13 protein-coding genes, 1 tRNA gene and 1 pseudogene are annotated in these 17,624 nt (G+C 49.9%); 11 read left to right on the forward strand and 4 right to left on the reverse strand.

What is annotated here, in order from left to right:
• Positions 1 to 47 precede the first annotated feature (47 nt).
• Both idnO and idnD read right to left on the reverse strand, forming a co-directional pair.
• Positions 48 to 812: a gluconate 5-dehydrogenase gene (idnO, locus tag NA986_RS18970; protein WP_000998688.1), complete on the reverse strand. Its 765-nt coding sequence runs from the start codon at positions 810 to 812 to the stop codon at positions 48 to 50.
• A 24-nt stretch (positions 813 to 836) separates the two neighbouring features.
• Complete coding sequence (idnD, locus tag NA986_RS18975) at positions 837 to 1,868, reverse strand: L-idonate 5-dehydrogenase (RefSeq protein WP_023216483.1); 1,032 nt, start codon at positions 1,866 to 1,868, stop codon at positions 837 to 839.
• Positions 1,869 to 2,084: 216 nt separating this feature from the next.
• Here idnD and idnK point away from each other — a divergent pair, with 216 nt between their 5' ends.
• Complete coding sequence (gene idnK / locus NA986_RS18980; RefSeq protein WP_000896756.1) at positions 2,085 to 2,615, forward strand: gluconokinase; 531 nt, start codon at positions 2,085 to 2,087, stop codon at positions 2,613 to 2,615.
• Positions 2,616 to 2,642: 27 nt separating this feature from the next.
• Here idnK and ahr read toward each other — a convergent pair whose 3' ends face one another.
• Positions 2,643 to 3,662: an NADPH-dependent aldehyde reductase Ahr gene (ahr, locus tag NA986_RS18985; RefSeq protein WP_439039727.1), complete on the reverse strand. Its 1,020-nt coding sequence runs from the start codon at positions 3,660 to 3,662 to the stop codon at positions 2,643 to 2,645.
• A 222-nt stretch (positions 3,663 to 3,884) separates the two neighbouring features.
• Between ahr and NA986_RS18990 the strand changes: the two genes are divergently transcribed.
• The 7 genes and pseudogenes from NA986_RS18990 to NA986_RS19020 all read left to right on the forward strand — a co-directional run bounded on the left by NA986_RS18990 (position 3,885) and on the right by NA986_RS19020 (position 7,923).
• A tRNA-Leu gene (locus tag NA986_RS18990) sits at positions 3,885 to 3,969 on the forward strand.
• A 450-nt stretch (positions 3,970 to 4,419) separates the two neighbouring features.
• Positions 4,420 to 4,965: a DUF4942 domain-containing protein gene (locus tag NA986_RS18995; RefSeq protein ID WP_254895320.1), complete on the forward strand. Its 546-nt coding sequence runs from the start codon at positions 4,420 to 4,422 to the stop codon at positions 4,963 to 4,965.
• A 76-nt stretch (positions 4,966 to 5,041) separates the two neighbouring features.
• Positions 5,042 to 5,290 (forward strand): CopG family ribbon-helix-helix protein, encoded by a 249-nt coding sequence (locus NA986_RS19000; protein WP_000254751.1) that lies wholly within the window; start codon positions 5,042 to 5,044, stop codon positions 5,288 to 5,290.
• Positions 5,291 to 5,398: 108 nt separating this feature from the next.
• The gene (locus tag NA986_RS19005) at positions 5,399 to 5,638 is read left to right on the forward strand and encodes a type II toxin-antitoxin system CcdA family antitoxin (protein ID WP_000016244.1); all 240 of its coding nucleotides are present in this window, start codon (positions 5,399 to 5,401) and stop codon (positions 5,636 to 5,638) included.
• A gap of 2 nt (positions 5,639 to 5,640) precedes the next feature.
• The gene (locus NA986_RS19010) at positions 5,641 to 5,949 is read left to right on the forward strand and encodes a CcdB family protein (RefSeq protein WP_001199743.1); all 309 of its coding nucleotides are present in this window, start codon (positions 5,641 to 5,643) and stop codon (positions 5,947 to 5,949) included.
• A gap of 431 nt (positions 5,950 to 6,380) precedes the next feature.
• A pseudogene (locus tag NA986_RS19015) lies at positions 6,381 to 6,631 on the forward strand (Arm DNA-binding domain-containing protein).
• Between the two features lie 36 nt (positions 6,632 to 6,667).
• Positions 6,668 to 7,923 (forward strand): IS3-like element ISSen1 family transposase gene (locus NA986_RS19020; protein WP_094445081.1). Its coding sequence is split into 2 segments (ribosomal slippage): positions 6,668 to 7,019 and positions 7,019 to 7,923, totalling 1,257 coding nucleotides; the frame shifts between segments, so codons are not numbered across the junction.
• A 215-nt stretch (positions 7,924 to 8,138) separates the two neighbouring features.
• On the opposite strand, the gene NA986_RS19025 is transcribed toward NA986_RS19020, so the two are convergent.
• The gene (locus NA986_RS19025) at positions 8,139 to 8,297 is read right to left on the reverse strand and encodes a hypothetical protein (RefSeq protein WP_023216487.1); all 159 of its coding nucleotides are present in this window, start codon (positions 8,295 to 8,297) and stop codon (positions 8,139 to 8,141) included.
• A 160-nt stretch (positions 8,298 to 8,457) separates the two neighbouring features.
• Here NA986_RS19025 and NA986_RS19030 point away from each other — a divergent pair, with 160 nt between their 5' ends.
• From NA986_RS19030 to NA986_RS19040, 3 genes are all read left to right on the forward strand, one after another.
• On the forward strand, positions 8,458 to 9,237 hold the full coding sequence (locus NA986_RS19030; protein WP_023216488.1) for an HNH endonuclease: 780 nt from the start codon (positions 8,458 to 8,460) through the stop codon (positions 9,235 to 9,237).
• 617 nt (positions 9,238 to 9,854) lie between these two features.
• Positions 9,855 to 12,713, forward strand: a complete 2,859-nt coding sequence (locus tag NA986_RS19035; protein WP_023216489.1) for a DEAD/DEAH box helicase — start codon at positions 9,855 to 9,857, stop codon at positions 12,711 to 12,713.
• 2 nt (positions 12,714 to 12,715) lie between these two features.
• Complete coding sequence (locus NA986_RS19040; protein WP_023216490.1) at positions 12,716 to 17,623, forward strand: class I SAM-dependent DNA methyltransferase; 4,908 nt, start codon at positions 12,716 to 12,718, stop codon at positions 17,621 to 17,623.
• Position 17,624 lies beyond the last annotated feature (1 nt).

The following is a 17,624-nucleotide window of genomic DNA, read 5'->3' on the forward strand; positions in this document are numbered from 1 at the left end:
TTAGCGCCAAAATAGCAGCGCTTACGCGCTGCGTCGTATTTCCCTGCTCAGACGGCAACCAGCATACCGCCATCGACAAACAGCAGATGTCCGTTAACAAAGTCGGAAGCTTTTGACGAGAGAAACACCGCTGCGCCAATAAGCTCCTGGGGATCGCCCCAGCGTGCGGCAGGCGTACGTTTGCATAGCCAGGAGGTGAAGGCTTCATCTTCAACCAGCGCTTTGGTCATCTCCGTTTTGAAGTATCCCGGCGCAATACCGTTGACCTGGATATTATGACGCGCCAGCTCCACGCACATGCCGCGAGTCAGCATCTTCACGGCACCCTTCGACGCGGCGTATGGCGTAATCGTGTCGCGGCCCAGCTCGCTTTGCATCGAACAGATGTTGATCACTTTTCCTGCCTGACGCGCCACCATACGGCGCGTAACGGCCTGAGAGACGAGAAAAACCGCGGTCTGATTTACGGCGATGACATCATTCCACTCCTGTTCGGGAAACTCAGTAAACGGATGACGGCGCTGGATACCGGCGTTATTTATCAGGACGTCAATGACGCCGATATCTTTTTCGATATGTTCAACCGCAGCTTCAATATCCTGTTTATGGGTGACATTAAAGGGAGCGGCAATAGCCTTTATCCCTTCCTGCTGAAGTTTCGTCACGGCTGTTTCGGCACGCTCCGGGGTAATATCGTTAACAATAATGCGCGCGCCATAGCGACCAAGACCGGTTGCCAGCAAATAACCAATTCCCTGAGCGGCTCCGGTGATAAGGATATTTTTACCTGCCAGTGAAAAAAGATCGTTCATGATAGTGTCCCTTATTTTACTTTCTCAGAAAACGAGCTGAACTTTTGCCGCCTGTGTTTTGTCTCCGGCAAAGATCAGCGCCGCTTCCAGGTCGGTAAATGGATATTCCGCGCTCAGTAACGGCAACGGATTGATAACGCGGTTGGCAAGCCAGGAAACCGCAGTATTAAATTCGGTAGTAAAGCGGAAAGAGCCTTTCAGCGAGATCTCTTTGCTTATTACCATCATCATCGGGAAGTTGGGAACTGCGCCGCCCATGCCAACCTGCACCATCACGCCTTTGGCCCGTGTGACTTCCAGACACGTTGAGATAGAGGAAGGATGCCCAGAGACTTCAAAACTGATATCGAAATACCCTTTTTCTGCTTTCCAGTCATCGAGAGAATCATGCTGTGGGTTCACCAGCGTATCCGCGCCCATCTGCCGGGCCAGCGAGAGAGAACGGGCGCTGATATCGGCACATACCACTTCCGCCGCGCCCAGCGTTTTTACCGCGCTAACAATCAGGCAGCCGATAGGACCAACGCCGGAGATAAAGACGCGTTTGCCCTGCAGATCGCCCGCCTCATGAGCCGCATGAATGGCAACCGCCAGCGGTTCGGCAAAGGCCATGGCTTTTTCGTCCGCCTGTTCCGCCCAGGGAATGCACTGAGCGGTATCGACAGCTTTAAATCGGGTAAAACCGCCATCGACATGCGGAAAATACATGGCGCTGCCAAAGAAACGCATTTCAGTACAGTGGTTTTCTTCATGCTGCAGACAGTATTTGCAATGACCGCAAGGCTTCGATGGATTAATTGCTACCGGTTGTCCTTCACGTAATAAATCTGAGTCGCTATGAACGATTTTGCCAATCACTTCATGACCTAAAATCATTGGCGCTTTTACTGTAAAATTGCCGACTTTGCCTTCCTGATAATAATGTAAGTCAGACCCACAAATGCCGCCTCGGGTAATTTGTACGAGTGTTCCTTTATTATTCCATTCAATATTTTGTTCCGTAACGGCAACAGCACGCTTACCCGCAACAACGCAGGATTGAGTTTTTACTTCCATAAATTCCTCACTGGTCAGGTAGTTACCCTGAACGCATTTAAGCGGTTTTATTTGTCATTATTTGTGACTTATGTCACGCTGGAAAATTGTTACACTACAATGTTACGCATAACGTGATGTGCCTTAGAGTTCTTCTCTATGGAAATTAAAAAACGTGAAATTGTCGAACGTAGAGGCGTAATATTGTGGTGTGGAATATGACTCAGAGGTATTTAAATGGCCGGGGAAAGCTATATTTTAATGGGTGTTTCAGGTAGTGGTAAGTCTTTAATAGGCAGCAAAATTGCAACATTATTTTCTGCGAAGTTTATTGACGGCGATGATCTCCATCCGGCGAAAAACATTGATAAAATGTCTCAGGGAATACCGTTAACTGATGAAGACCGTTTACCCTGGCTGGAACGATTAAATGACGCTTCATACAGTCTTTATAAAAAAAATGAGACGGGATTTATTGTCTGCTCGTCATTAAAAAAACAGTACCGCGATATTTTACGTAAGAGCAGCCCTAACGTACATTTCCTGTGGCTGGATGGCGATTACGCTACCATTCTGCAGCGAATGCAGCGTCGTGCCGGGCATTTTATGCCGCCAGACCTGCTGCAAAGTCAGTTTGACGCGCTGGAGCGACCCTGTGCCGATGAACATGATATTGCGCGTATCGATGTTAATCATGACATCGAGCACGTGACGGAGCAGTGCCGACTGGCTGTACAGGCTTTTCGTCAGGCACTCAGCGCTTCCTGATCATTGTCAAAGCGCTGAGTCAGGCGGTCAGAAGTCAGCTTTTAGCACTACACGATAGCGGGCTTTGCCGTCGCGAACGTGCTGAATAGCTTCGTTGATTTGTGACATTGCGAACAGTTCCGTGGTGGGCGCGACTTTGCTGCGTCCGGCGAATTTCATCAGTTTGCGAAGTTCATATGGCGTTCCGGTTGCCGAGCCTGAGATACTGCGATCGCCGGCAATTAATGTAAACGCCGGTACGGGCAGCGGCTTCAATACCGCCCCAACGGTATGGAAGTTGCCGCCATACGTCAGCGCTTCGAAGTAGGGCTGCCAGTCGAGATCGACGTTGACCGTGTTAATAATGAGATCGAACTGGCCCGCCAGTGCTTTTAACGCTTCCGGATCGCGGCTGTTCACCACGTTATTGGCCCCCATCGCCAGCACTTCCTGCTCTTTCGATGGATTGGAGCTGAACGCGGTGACTTCGCAGCCCATCGCGTGTAACAGCTTTATGGCGATATGCCCCAGCCCGCCAATACCGATGACGCCAACGCGGCTGGTAGCAGTAATATGGTGCATCAATAGCGGTTTAAAGACCGTAATGCCGCCACATAACAGCGGGCCTGCGGACGCCATATCTATATTCTCCGGAAGAGGAATTACCCACTGCCAGCCTGCGCGAAGCTTCTCGGCAAAACCGCCACGATTGAGGATAGTGGGCACTGCGCCTTCCTGGCAGTTAATTTGCTTGCCGCTGATACAGGCATCGCAGTGTCCGCAGCTGCGCGCCGTCCAGCCGATTCCAACGCGCTGGCCGACTTTTAGCCCCTTATCCTGTGCCGCGCTGCCGAGTGCGGCCACCCGACCGATGACCTCATGTCCGGCAACCAGAGGGTATTGAGAGAACCCCCATTCATTGTCGATCATCGACAGATCGGAATGGCAGATCCCGCAGTAGTCGACCCGTACCTCGACATCTTCCGGTTGGAGTTCTCCCGCATCATATTCATAGAGTTCGAGCTCGCCGCCCGCCTCTTTGGCGGCGTAGCTTTTTATTATCGTCATTGTGTTTCCCTTAATGTGGTGTTGAACTGAAAAGTGTAGAGCATGGAGGCAAGGGACGCCCGGCGTTAATCTGCTGGAGAAGGCGGGAAGTAGCCTGATTATTCTATTTAATACTCAACGCTGCTGAAATTTTCAGCACTTAGCGAAACAGGTGTATGCTCGTGCTTGCATGGCGGCGTATGACAGGTATAATCCACAACGTTTTCCGCATACCTCTTCAGTGCCGAAGTGGCGAAATCGGTAGACGCAGTTGATTCAAAATCAACCGTAGAAATACGTGCCGGTTCGAGTCCGGCCTTCGGCACCAATAGCATGTAAATGGACCTCAACTGAGGTCTTTTTTTATGTCTGAAATCCGCGCTATACAAGGCTTTTCACGATTTTTCCTTCAACTGAAGTCAATCTAACTCAACCCACATCAACAAGCTTGTGAGTATACTAATGAGTATATTTTCCGATTCTATATTGCTTGTATACTCACGAGGTACCAATCGAAGGAGGTCCATCATGACCTAACGGATACTAAAGTTCGTTCTGCGAAACCTGAGGATAAAGAGTATTCACTTGTTGACGGTGACGGCATGTCCTTACTTGTAAAACCTAAATAGCTGCGCCAAATAGTAGATCACTTTGAGGGAACTCAGCCCGGATTGTGCGATCTGATCAATCGCCAAAAATCACAAATCACCAACCGGACTGAGCGATGCCGATCATAGCACCAATTCCCCGTGACGAACGACGCCTGATGTAGAAAGCTATCCATAAAACGCACGATAAAAATTATGCCCGCAGGCTGACTGCCATGCTGATGCTGCACCGGGGCGATCGCGTCAGCGACGTTGCCAGAACGCTCTGCTGTGCCCGTTCCTCCGTCGGTCGCTGGATTAACTGGTTCACGTTGTCGGGTATTGAAGGTCTGAAATCATTACCTGCCGGGCGTACCCGTCGCTGGCCGTTTGAGCATATCTGCACGCTGTTACGTGAGCTGGTAAAACACTCTCCCGGTGATTTTGGCTACCAGCGTTCCCGCTGGAGTACAGAACTTCTGGCAATAAAAATCAATGAGATAACCGGTTGCCAGTTACATGCCGGAACCGTTCGCCGCTGGTTGCCGTCTGCGGGGCTTGTGTGGCGAAGGGCCGCGCCAACTCTGCGTATCCGTGACCCGCATAAAGATGAAAAGATGTCTATTCGCTACTTCCAGAAGGGCAGCGGACATATCACGTTCAAGCGTCTGGATCTGGTGGAGAAGATGAATGATATCGTGGCGAAACACTATCCGGGGATGTTGCCTGCGAAATAAGATGTGATGTTTTTATAGGCACCGCTATGCTAATCTTAATAGTAGTTATTAAGTGTTATTAAATGAGGTGATCCCTATGGTTTCTTCTGCTAAACAGACCATCAGCGCTCAGATTCCAGTTGAGTTGGCTCTTGCCGTTGAGAATCTGGCTGTAGAGCTGGATCGTTCAAAGAGCTGGGTCATAAAGGAAGCATTACTCTCCATGCTGGCTGAAAGAGAGCGACGTCATCAGAGCATCCAGGCCGGTCTTGCCGATGTGGATGCCGGTCGTGTGGTGAGTCATTCGGACATGGTGGATTTCGCTAACCGTTTAAAGGAAACCTGACAGGCAAAGATATTGCTATCCGAGATAGTCGCCTCTCATTGCCATTTGCTTAAATACTCCCCATACTAGATACATGTGTTTATTACACGTGTAATTTCAGGAGGCTCTATGTCGGGTATGAGTGTACGACATAAAAAAACAGTCAGTGTCACGCTGGAACCTGCATTGCTTCAGCAAGCCCGTGATGCAGGTATTAATCTGTCTGCGGTGCTTACCGCCGCGCTGAAAGAGGAAATCAGTGCCACAGGCGTTGAACGCTGGAAAGCAGAAAATAGAGCGGGTTTGCAGGAGCTCAATCGTATTACTGATGAGCACGGCCTTTTATCGGACGATTACAGGACGTTTTAATCATGCAATACATGGTTTATCGCAATAAAGGAAACAGCAAGGCTTATCCTTATTTACTTGATGTGCAAAGCGATATTATTGATGAACTGCATACTCGCATGGTTATCCCATTGTTTCCTGTGAGCAGGTTGGTAAATAACCCAGTTAAGCGCCTCACGCCCACTCTGAATGTGGAAGGTAATGACTATCTGGTGATGACTCACGAAATGGCGAGTATCAGGCTTTCGCAGATTGGTGATGAGGTGATGGACGTTCGTTCTCACAGGCAAACCATCAAAAATGCTCTCGATTTTATCTTTGACGGGTTCTGAATGGCTTGTAGGTCAAATGGAGAGTTGTTCACCGTTCTGGAGGGGACTTGACGCGCTTGAACCTGTGGAAGAAGATGAGGCGTGATTTTAAGTTAACTGCGTTTTCAGAGAATCGCGCATGAGTATACATGTGAGTATATATAGCGGTTCTCTTGTTTTATAATCTTATTTACTTCAATAGGTTACGTCGAGAATCGCGGTGCGGCCTTCGCACCAAGTGATGCAATAATTAGCTACCTAAGGGGGGGTTTTTGTGTCCATTTCCGTTCAGATTCGTCTATATCCATCTGTAATTCAAAGATAATTTATTTTTCTGTAATAGAGATATTTATTTTGTGGTCTTTCCGTGTTGGTCGTTTTTCATCCATTAACATCCACGCGATCTGGGGGCAAAAAGGGGCAAACCCGGTTCGATAGAGGAGTGCCCCCAAATGGCGCTTACAGATCTCGCAATCCGGCATGCCAACCGCCTGGCAAGGCATACAGGCTCTTTGACTGCCACGGTCTTTACATTCAGGTGAACCCCAGCGGATCCAGACTGTGGTATCTGAAATTTCGCTTTGGAAACAAAGAGAACCGTATGGCATTAGGCCCTTATCCGCTCATTTCTCTTGCACTGGCAAGGGAGAAGCAAGCGGATATAAGAAGGCTTATTTTAGAAGGGTTGACCCGTCCTGAATAGCGTTGACACGTTCCAGACTTAAATCCGGAGAACGTGATGATGACTGAGTTCAAACGCACCCAACGTGATTATCCTCTATCCTTTAAAATAGCCGTCGTTGAGCAGGTCGAAAAAGGCGAGATGACCTATAAACAGGCCCAGCAGCGATATGGCATTCAGGGGCGCTCCACCGTACTTGTCTGGCTGCGTAAATATGGCCGGCTTGACTGGAGACCCGGACTTCCTGACCTGGTGAAGAGGAAACTGCCTGTGGCTCAGACAACTATCCCGCTGACACCCGAGCAAAGAATCAGGGAACTTGAAGAACAGCTTGAGCTGGCAAACCAGAAAGCTGAGTTTTTTGAGTCCGTTATCAACGTCCTGAAAAATGATTACGGGGTAAGTGTTGTAAAAAAGCGGCCCGGCAAGTCCTCACGCAAAGTCAGGCCCCCAAAATAACAGTTACGCGTGCATGCCAGTTCCTGGGGCACAGCAGACAGGCGTGGTACCAGTACAATACAAGATGTAATAAACGGCAGGAGCATCATGCTCAGGTTCTTGATTTTGTTGCCCGTACCCGGTGCCGTCAGCCGCGAATCGGTACGCGTAAACTGCACTATATGCTGAACATGCAGGCCGATAAAACGCTGAATAACGGACGGGACCGTCTGTTTAATCTGCTGGGTGAATACCGGCTCCTGGTACCCGTGAAACGGGCATATCACAAAACCACCAACAGCCATCATCGCTTTTACCGGCATCCTAATCTGCTGAAACCCGGCCCTGAACAGGTTACCGCCCTTGAGCCAGAGCAGGTCTGGGTCGCCGATATTACTTACCTTCCACTACGCATCGGCACGGCCTATCTGAGTCTGGTCACCGATGCCTGCTCCAGAAAAATCGTGGGTTACCATGTCGGGGAAAACCTGCAGACAGAAAATGTGGTAAAGGCATTCAGGCAGGCTCTGAGGCGGAGAAAAACGACAGGTCCGCTGGTACATCACTCTGACAGAGGACTGCAATACTGTTCGGTACTTTATCAGTCAGTTCATGAGCGAAACGGAATAACCTGTTCAATGACCGATGGTTACGACTGCTACCAGAATGCGCTGGCTGAGAGAATAAACGGGATACTGAAAAATGAGTTTTTACTCTCGCGTCCTGCAGACCTGGCGCAAGCGCGGGAAATAGTAAAAGAGTCCGTGGCAATTTATAACCATGAACGGCCACACCAGGCCCTGAAATACAAAACGCCCGATGATGTTCATCAGGCGTTTTACAGACAAAAAACTGTCAACCTATATCAGGACTAGTCAGGTATTAATCCGGCGGAAAAACGCAGAGAGGAAAAGTGGGGGGGGGGGCGAACCTCTTTAATACGTTTGAGTCCGTAGCGCGCGAATGGGGCGCCAGTAACGTGAACTGGTTTCGAAAATGTTCAGCAGTTTGTAAGAATGCTCCAATATTTCATCATCCAGTTGCGGCTTGCTGAATCGGCAGGCAAAGCGGCAAGGAGGATTGAGCGGTTTCAGAAGGACGGGCGAGGAGAAGTAGACCGAGAGTAGCAGATCGCCGTGAGGGCATGGCGGATCAGGTCGGCGGGCAGCAACGTGATGTTGTGCTGCCGGATGACTTCTGCGGCCTCATCCAGCGTCAGCCACTCTTGGAGGATTTTGTGAGGGAGCATGGGGCGTTCCTTTTTGTGTTGTTGGTTGCGTGTCGTGCTTGTTGATGGTGAAAACCGGTGTGAGATATTTTTGCTAAAACAACTAACCTGATCAGTTTAGTTAACGATCTTTTCAGACATAATCCGGTGATTATTTACGCTGGAAAAACAGGATGTAACATTGAATAGCTCGGAAGATGATTTGCTTGAAGTGGCGTGGTATTTGTCGAAGTACGGTAAATCTCAACCACCCGTGGGACTGGGTGTTCAGAAATGGAAAGAGGCTTATGCCTTGTTTTATCCCCGTTTTGGAGCGGGCAAAACTGCCAATGAGTTTCGCAATAGTCTGAAAAATAGTCGTGACCGTTTTGATTCCTGGCTTAGTGATGTGCGTGTCGGCTGGCTTGACGAGCAGGGCGCTCCTGCTGCGCTTTCTCATTCAGCGCAGCGTGTGCATCAGCGATTGAGTGTACTTTCAGAGAGTGTGATTGAGCAGCGCGTTCTTTCGTTAATATCGACTGATGGAGATGAACAGGCGCAACGTGACTGTTTTATTATTCAGCAGGATAAAAGTATTGAAGATACCGTGCGCGAGCAGTTGATTTCTGCACGGCTGGGGCAGGGTACCTTTCGGAAAAATTGTCTCATGTTGTATCCGGCATGCCCTGTTACGGGGACGACGTTTGCGCCGTTACTGCGTGCCAGCCATATAAAACCGTGGGCTGCCTGCGAGAATGGGAATGAGCGTCTTGATCCTTATAATGGAATTATATTAGCTGCGCATATTGATATTCTATTCGATCAGGGATGGATTTCGTTTGAGAACAATGGGCGTTTATTAATTAGTGATGAACTGGATATTAACGTTAAAGAGCAGTGTTTGTTGCCGGAGAAAATAAAGGCGTTTCCTGTTGAATCGTATTGTTATCTGGGATGGCATCGGGAGAATTTGCTTCGATGAAAATTAAGTGAAACTGGATCGCGATTTGCGTTAAAAATTTGGTTACAACTCCTACCAATACTATTTTTTCTATAGTGCATGGTTTAATGCGCAAGATTACAAATATGTTATGACCATCTTTTTGGTGGAGGGATATCTGCGGTTCGAGTGGCCGGGACAATCTTATGGCTAAGTGGCGATAGCAGAGCACTGATAGCAGACGTGAATTGACAGTACCTTCTGAGATCGCGATCAGCATTGTGTGCTACTTGACATGGGGACTTATCTACTGGGGCTTTATATAAGATCTTTTCTGTTTACCTCGTGAATTCTACATCAGGTTGAACGATAAATTACATGCCGGGTAGTTACCGCTCCAGATCATCTGCCAAATAGCTATATCGCTGTAGGCTAAATGGCTTCTCCCTCATCGACTCAGTGTGGGGGAGTTGACCCAGCTCACTTTTTAACTATCGTTGTTTGAAATTTATGCGTGATTTCTGCGCATTACATTCCATTTTATCCCCCTGACGCTGCCCTTCATGTTATCTTTAAGGCCCTCTTTTTTATCGCAGTGTGCCGCACCACATCGCTCGGGATAGTGTTACCGCCACTGCCTCATACAGACAGAAAAACCGATGAATAAGCAAAATTATGCACCTGGGATGCGGGTGGTTATTCGTGATGCAGAGTGGCGCATTCGCCGGGCGGATGACAGCGGAGATGGTGGCCACCTGCTGACCTGTGATGGAATTTCGGAGCTGGTACGCGGTAAAGAAGGGCTATTTCTGACAAAGCTGGAGCAAAAAGTCGAGATTCTAGATCCAGCAAAAACAAATCTGGTGGAAGATGAGTCAGCCAATTACCAGGCGGCTCAGTTGTACATAGAGGGCCAGCTACGCCAACGCGTCCCGACTGACAGCAAAGTCCATTTTGGGCATCAGGCTGCGATGGACTCCATGCCCTTTCAGCTCGATCCCACGCGCATGGCACTGGCGCAACCGCGCCAGCGGATATTAATTGCTGATGCGGTAGGGCTGGGTAAAACTCTTGAAGCCGGTATCCTGGTTTCAGAGCTGATTCGCCGCGGACGTGGCAAACGCATTCTAGTGCTGGCGGTTAAATCCATGCTCACGCAATTCCAGAAAGAGTTCTGGAGCCGTTTTGCTATTCCGTTGACGCGGCTTGACTCCGCTGGTTTACAAAAGGTGCGTAACCGCATCCCAACCAACCACAACCCGTTCCACTATTTCGATAAGACCATTATCTCCATCGATACTCTGAAACAAGACATCGAATATCGCCACCACCTGGAAAACGCCTGGTGGGATATTATTGTTATCGATGAAGCACATAACGTCGCTCAACGTGGGACCAGTTCCTTACGCAGCAAACTGGCAAAATTGCTCTCCGGGCGTAGCGATACGCTGATTATGCTCTCGGCCACGCCGCATGACGGTAAGGCTGAAAGTTTTGCTAGCCTGATGAACATGCTCGACCCGACGGCCATTGCCAATCCTAAAGAGTATGAATATGCCGATTTTGCCGACAAAAATCTGGTTGTGCGTCGCTTTAAAAAAGACGTCAAAGATCAGATGGCTGGCGAGTTTCCGGAGCGCAATATCGTCAAATTGATGCGCCCGGCAACCGGAGCTGAAGAAGAAGCCTACCGCCGATTGGTTGAGAGTCAGTTCCGTGACGATGATGATGAAGACTCGCGGTCAAATAAAGGCCGCCTGTTCAAAATTACGCTCGAAAAAGCGTTGTTCTCCAGTCCAATGGCATGTGCCAGCGTGGTGGCTAACCGCCTGAGGCGGCTGGAGAACCGCAAAGAAATAAACAGTCAGAGCCAGATTAACGAATTAGAGTCATTGCTGCTGGCGCTCAATAATATTGATGCCAGTCAGTTCAGCAAGTATCAGTTATTGCTGGAGACCATCCGTAACGATCTCCGCTGGAAAGCGAATAACACGGAAGATCGTTTGGTGATCTTTACCGAGAGTATCAAAACGCTTGAGTTCCTTGAGCAGCAACTGCGTTCCGATCTCAAGCTGAAAGACGATCAAATTGCTACGTTGCGAGGCGATCAGGGCGATACAGTTCTGATGGAAACCGTCGAAGCGTTTGGCAAATCCCAGTCTCCGCTACGCCTGCTCATCTGCTCGGATGTCGCGTCTGAAGGTATCAACCTGCACCACCTCAGCCATAAAATGATTCACTTCGATATTCCGTGGTCGCTGATGGTATTCCAGCAGCGTAACGGACGTATTGACCGCTACGGGCAAAAACACCAGCCACAGATCCGTTACTTGCTGACTGAAGCCAGTGAACCGCAGATCAACGGTGATATGCGCGTGCTGGAAGTGCTGATCAATAAAGACGAACAGGCGCAGAAGAATATCGGCGACAGTTCCGAATTTACCGGCAAATTTACCCAGGAAGAGGAAGAAGAGCAGGTTGCTGAATTCATGATGCAGGACGATGGCGCCAGCCTGTTCGACGACCTGTTGAATAGCAATGTCACTGAAAATTCTGAACACGACCTGTTTGGCGAAATCTGCAGCGCAGTGTCCAGCGATGCTTCGACCGTGACCGAAAGCGACATTAGTCTGTTTGATAATGAGCAGGCATACTGCGAAAAAGTGCTAGGCTATCTGAAGGCCTGCGGCCAGACCGTGCAATACGATACCTTGCCTGATAACACCTTATCGCTGGTCGCACCGGAGGAGTTACGCCGTCGCTTTAACCAGTTACCGCCGGAAATTGCGCCGGAAAACTGGCAGCTTTATCTAAGCCAGGACAAAACGGTTATCACGGAAGCCATTTCGCGTGCGCGCGGTGAGCAACATGCCTGGCCCGATGTGCAGTATCTCTGGCAAATTAACCCGGTCGTGCAGTGGTTAGACGACAAAATTCAGTCTGCCTTTGGTCGCCACCAGGCTCCGGTGATGCGTTTGCCGCACTTGTTTGAACCTGATGAGGATCATTTCATCCTTTCCGGGTTGTTCCCGAACCGTAAGTCGCACCCGATGGTGAACCCGTGGCTGGTGGTGAGCTTTAACCGCGAAACGTTAAGCGGTAGCCTGCCTTTTGCTGAGTTCCTGAAACGACATCCGCAACTGAGTAGCAAGCTGACTAACAGTGGCGGTAAAGATCGTAACCATCAACGCCAGCAGGATCTGCTGGAAGCGGCAATCGCCCATGCACGGGATGTGTTTGTTCACGATCGAAATGCTTTTGAAGAGCGTATCAATCAGCAGCTCAATGAGCATCTACAGAAGCTGGACGTTCTGCGTGGGCGTCAGCTGAATCAACTGGAGCTGGATTTTGCCGATAATAAACAGCAGCTTTCAGTGAAACAGAGCCGCAAAGAACAGCGTCAGCGCGAAATCGAACACAATTTTGACAGCTATATCCAATGGATTGAGGACACCATGACCACCGAAAAAGAGCCCTACATTCAGGTTATTGCTGTAATCACCGGAGCGGAGGGCTAATCATGGCGCTGGTCGGTATTAATAACGAAAACGAATTTTACTCCAACCACTATCTGGGCGAAGTCTTTACCAGCGATATTCGCGATGTTCTGGAGCCCTGGATTGAGCAGGAAAATGCCGCTCGCGAAGTTGAACGCGCTGCCCGTGAACAGGGCAAAGAGGTTGAGGCGGGCTACCGCGCGCCGTGGAACCAGCTTAACAGCCTGGCGACAGAGTTTTTCCGCAAACTCACTGAGCATGAAAAACAGCGCCAGATCCCGCAGCGTCTTGCCGATCAGCGCACTCGCTGGCAGCCGCTGTTAAAGGCATTGGGTTATGAACCCAATCCGCATATTCAGATGCTGGATGACGATACGCCTTTGCCGGTATTGGCTCGTTACAACAGCACCGACGGCAGCCCGTGGCTGTGGATTGTTGAAGCACATGATCAGGATGAAGGAACGCTGGATCCGCTGGCGCTGTCGCTGCTGACCGCGCAGTTCCCGGCAGATACCGATAAACATAAGCGCGACAGTCTGCGTAAAAAAGCGAACGGCGAATACCGCAGCTGGCAGGATCTGCTCTCCACGGTGGTCTTTACACAAAATGAACCGCCGCGTTTTGTGCTGCTGCTCGGTAACCGCCAGCTGTTATTGCTGGATCGTACTAAGTGGGCGCAAAACCGTCTGCTGCGCTTTGACTTTGAAGAAATTTTAAGCCGTCGTGAAACGGATACGTTGAAAGCGACGTCGGTGTTGCTACACAAAGATTCGCTGTTGCCAGGCAGCGGTGCGCCGTACCTCGATTCGCTGGATGACAATTCGCACAAACATGCGTTTGGCGTGTCGGAAGATCTGAAATATGCCCTGCGTGAGAGCATTGAGCTGTTGGGCAATGAAGCGATGCGTTATCTCATCAACAACGAGCTGGCTTATTACACCGGGAAACGAGCTATTAACCCGGATGAGTTGAGCCGCGAATGCCTGCGGTATATGTATCGCCTGTTGTTTCTGTTCTATATCGAAGCTCGCCCGGAGCTAGGCTATGCGCCGATGACCGCCAAAACCTATCTGCAGGGTTACAGCCTGGAAACACTGCGCGATCTGGAGATGATCCCGCTGACCAGCGAAGAAGATCGCAATGGGCGCTATTTCCACGATAGCCTGAATATGCTGTTCAAGCTGGTGCGTGATGGCTACAGCGGCGGCGTAAAAATGCAAAGCGATCTGGAGAGCGGCGATCAGATCACTATTCACAGCCATCAGTTCAGCGTACCGCGCCTTGAAAGCCATCTGTTTGAAGCGAATAACACCCGCATTCTTAACCGCGTGGTATTTCGCAACGAAACCCTGCAACAAATTATTCAGGCGATGTCGTTAAGCCGCCCGGGTAAAGGACGTTTCAACCGCCGGGGGCGTATCTCCTATCGTCAGTTGGGTATCAACCAGTTAGGTGCAGTGTATGAAGCGCTGCTCTCCTACAGAGGGTTCTTTGCCAGTGATGACCTCTACGAGGTGAAAAAAGCTGGAGAAGAGTTTAACGAGCTGGAAACAGGCTACTTCGTCAGCAAAGACGAGATCGGCAAATACCACGACGACGAGAAGGTTTACGAAAAAGACGGCAGCCTGCGTATTCACCGTAAAGGCAGCTTTATCTATCGGATGGCCGGGCGTGACCGCGAAAAATCCGCCTCTTACTACACCCCGGAAGTGCTGACCCGCTCGTTAGTCAAATATGCCCTGAAAGAGCTGTTTAAAGAGCAAATTGATCCGATTACCGATCCGCACGCCAAAGCCGACGCCATATTAAACCTCACCGTGTGCGAACCGGCGATGGGCAGCGCAGCATTCCTTAACGAAGCCATCAACCAGCTGGCGGAAGCTTACCTGTTCCACAAACAGCAGGCGGAAGGTCGCCGTATTCCTCAGGATCGCTACACCCAGGAGCTGCAAAGGGTGAAGATGTACATTGCCGACAACAACGTATTCGGCGTGGACTTAAACCCGGTGGCGGTGGAGCTGGCGGAAGTGTCGCTGTGGCTGAATGCCATCAGCGGCGATGCATTTGTACCGTGGTTTGGCTACCAGCTGCACTGTGGCAACTCGTTGGTGGGCGCACGCCGTCAGGTGTTCAACAAGAGCGAGCTGACCTACAAAAAAGCGAAAGATCCGAGCTGGCTTAACAGTGAACCGGCCGAGCTGGCGATGAATATTCCACGCGAGGAGAAGCAGATTTTCCACTTCCTGCTGCCGGATAGCGGTATGGCCAACTACAGCGACAAAACCGTCAAACAGCGCTATCCGGATGATTTCAAAGCGCTGGACAGCTGGCGCAAAGAGTTTACCAAAAGCTTTGCACCGCATGAGATTGCCGATGTGCAGCGCATCAGCGGCAAAGTGGAAGCGCTCTGGAACACGTTCCGTCAGCAGCTGAAAGCTGAGCGCCAGAAAACCGCCGACAATTATCCGGTTTGGCCTGCGGAAAATACGAACCAAGCCCGCTCTTCTTTAAGCAGTAAAGATGAAACCTTCAGCGGCCGCCTCGAAGATAACAGTACCTATCTGAAACTGCGCTGGGTGATGGACTACTGGTGTGCGCTGTGGTTCTGGCCGATCGACAAAGCGGATGAACTGCCGGATCGCGGTATGTGGCTGATGGAGATGGAGACTCTGCTCGACGGTATTGTCGTCACGGAAAGAGTGATAGAAAGTACAGAACAGGCTACCGGCGATCTGTTTGCCGACGAGGGCATGGTGCGTGAAGAGTCTTCGCTATTTTCCGGTGCAGGTCGCCTGAAAACTGAAGTGCTGTTCCGTCATTTACCACGTCTGGCGATTGTTGATGCGCTGAAAAAGCAGCACCGTTTCTTCCATTGGGATCTGGAATTCTGCGATCTGTTTGCCGAACGCGGCGGCTTTGACCTGATGCTCGGAAACCCACCGTGGTTGAAAGTAGAATGGCAGGAAGCTGGCGTGCTGGGCGATTACGAGCCGGAGTTTGTGCTGCGTAAGCTGAGTGCATCGAAGCTGGCAATGTTGCGTGTTGATACCTTTAACGCCATCCCGGCGCTGGAAGAAGCATGGCGCAGCGAGTATGAAGGCTGCGAAGGGATGCAAAACTTCCTTAATGCGCAGCAGAATTACCCGGTGTTACGTGGCGTGCAGACCAATCTGTATAAATGCTTCCTGCCGCAGGCATGGCGTTTAGGAGCGCAGAAAGGCGTGGCAGGTTTCCTGCACCCAGAAGGGATTTATGATGACCCGAAAGGTGGGCAGCTGCGTGCGTCGGTATATCCGAGGCTGAGGGCGCATTTTCAGTTTCAGAACCAGAGAATATTGTTCCCTATTGGCGATAGAGTTAAGTACAGCATTAATATTTATTCCAGTACAAAAAACGATCATGTTGAGTTTGTTAATATTGCTAACCTTTTCTCAGCCAAAACGATTGAGCTTTGCTTTGCTCATGATGGCTCCGGTGAAGTTGGTGGCATTAAAGATGATGAAACAGGTTCATGGAATGAATCTGGGCATCAAAGCCGTATTTTAACTGTTGGGATGGAACGGCTTGCTCTATTTGCCAGCCTTTATGATGGAGAGGGTACGCCAGCTCTTGAGGCTCGACTTCCTGCGCTTCATGCTGAACCGCTTGTTTCTGTACTTGAAAAATTTGCAGATCAGCCCAAACGGTTAGGGGATTTGCAGGGACAATATCTGTCTCTTGAAATGTGGCATGAAACAAATCAACAAAGTGATGGCACCATTGAGCGGCATACCCAATTCCCGGAGGATGTTGCACAATGGATTCTATCTGGACCACATTTCTATGTCGGAACGCCGCTTTATAAAACACCTCGAGAGATTTGCACCGAGAAAGGACATTATGACTGCCTCGATCTGCTAACTCTGCCTGATGACTATCTGCCGCGCACTAACTATATTCCGGCATGTGATGAGCAGGAATATGCCAAACGTACACCACGCGTTACGTGGACTGAACCAGGCGAAGATGAACCGAGGAAGGTGACGGATTATTATCGCTTGGCTCTGAGAGCTATGATTAGTATTGGAGCTGAAAAAGGATTAGTACCTGCATTAGTACCAAAAGATGTAGCTCATACTAATGGCGTGAGAACATATTGTTTTAATTCATCCGATTTACTTATTCGCGTCTCTGGAGCTGCATATTCTCTGATTTATGATTTCATGATGAAGTTGTCAGGCAGAACTAACCTTCATCAGAGTATAGAAGAATACGCGTTGCCTGATTTTGTTGAAACAGCGCATCACTTATCTGCTCGTGTCATGTCATTAAGTGCATTAACCACGAGTTATTCTGATTTCTGGCAATCCAGCTACTCCCCAGATTTCAACATTCAGCGTTGGAGCCGCAATCTCACGCAACTTCCACAAGATTTCTTCGCCAATCTGACTCCAGAGTGGCAGCGTAACTGCGCTTTACGCTCCGACTACAGTCGTCGTCAGGCGCTGGTGGAAATCGACGTGCTGGTAGCACAGGCGCTGGGGTTAACCCTCGAAGAACTGCTTACTCTTTACCGTGTCCAGTTCCCGGTCATGCGCCAATACGAAGCCGATACCTGGTACGATCAAAACGGTCGCATTATCTTTACGCCAAGTAAAGGGCTGCTGGGTGTTGGCCTGCCGCGTACCGCGCGTAAGGCGGACCTGAAAAATGGCTTTGTCTTTGATGTCGACAGCCCAGACTGGAGCGGCGGCGACTGTACCGATCAAGCTATCGGCTGGGATGATGTCAAACATCTGCAAACCGGTACCGTTAGCGTCACTTTTGATGATTATACCCGCAGCGATGAAGGCGAGCGCCGAACCGTCGTCTGGCAGGCACCTTTTATCAAACCTGACCGTGAAGACGACTATAAAGTCGCCTGGTCATTCTTTTCTGAACATATCAATTAAC

This window comes from Salmonella sp. NW177, assembly GCF_051811585.1.
Classification (GTDB): Bacteria; Pseudomonadota; Gammaproteobacteria; order Enterobacterales; family Enterobacteriaceae; genus Salmonella; species Salmonella enterica.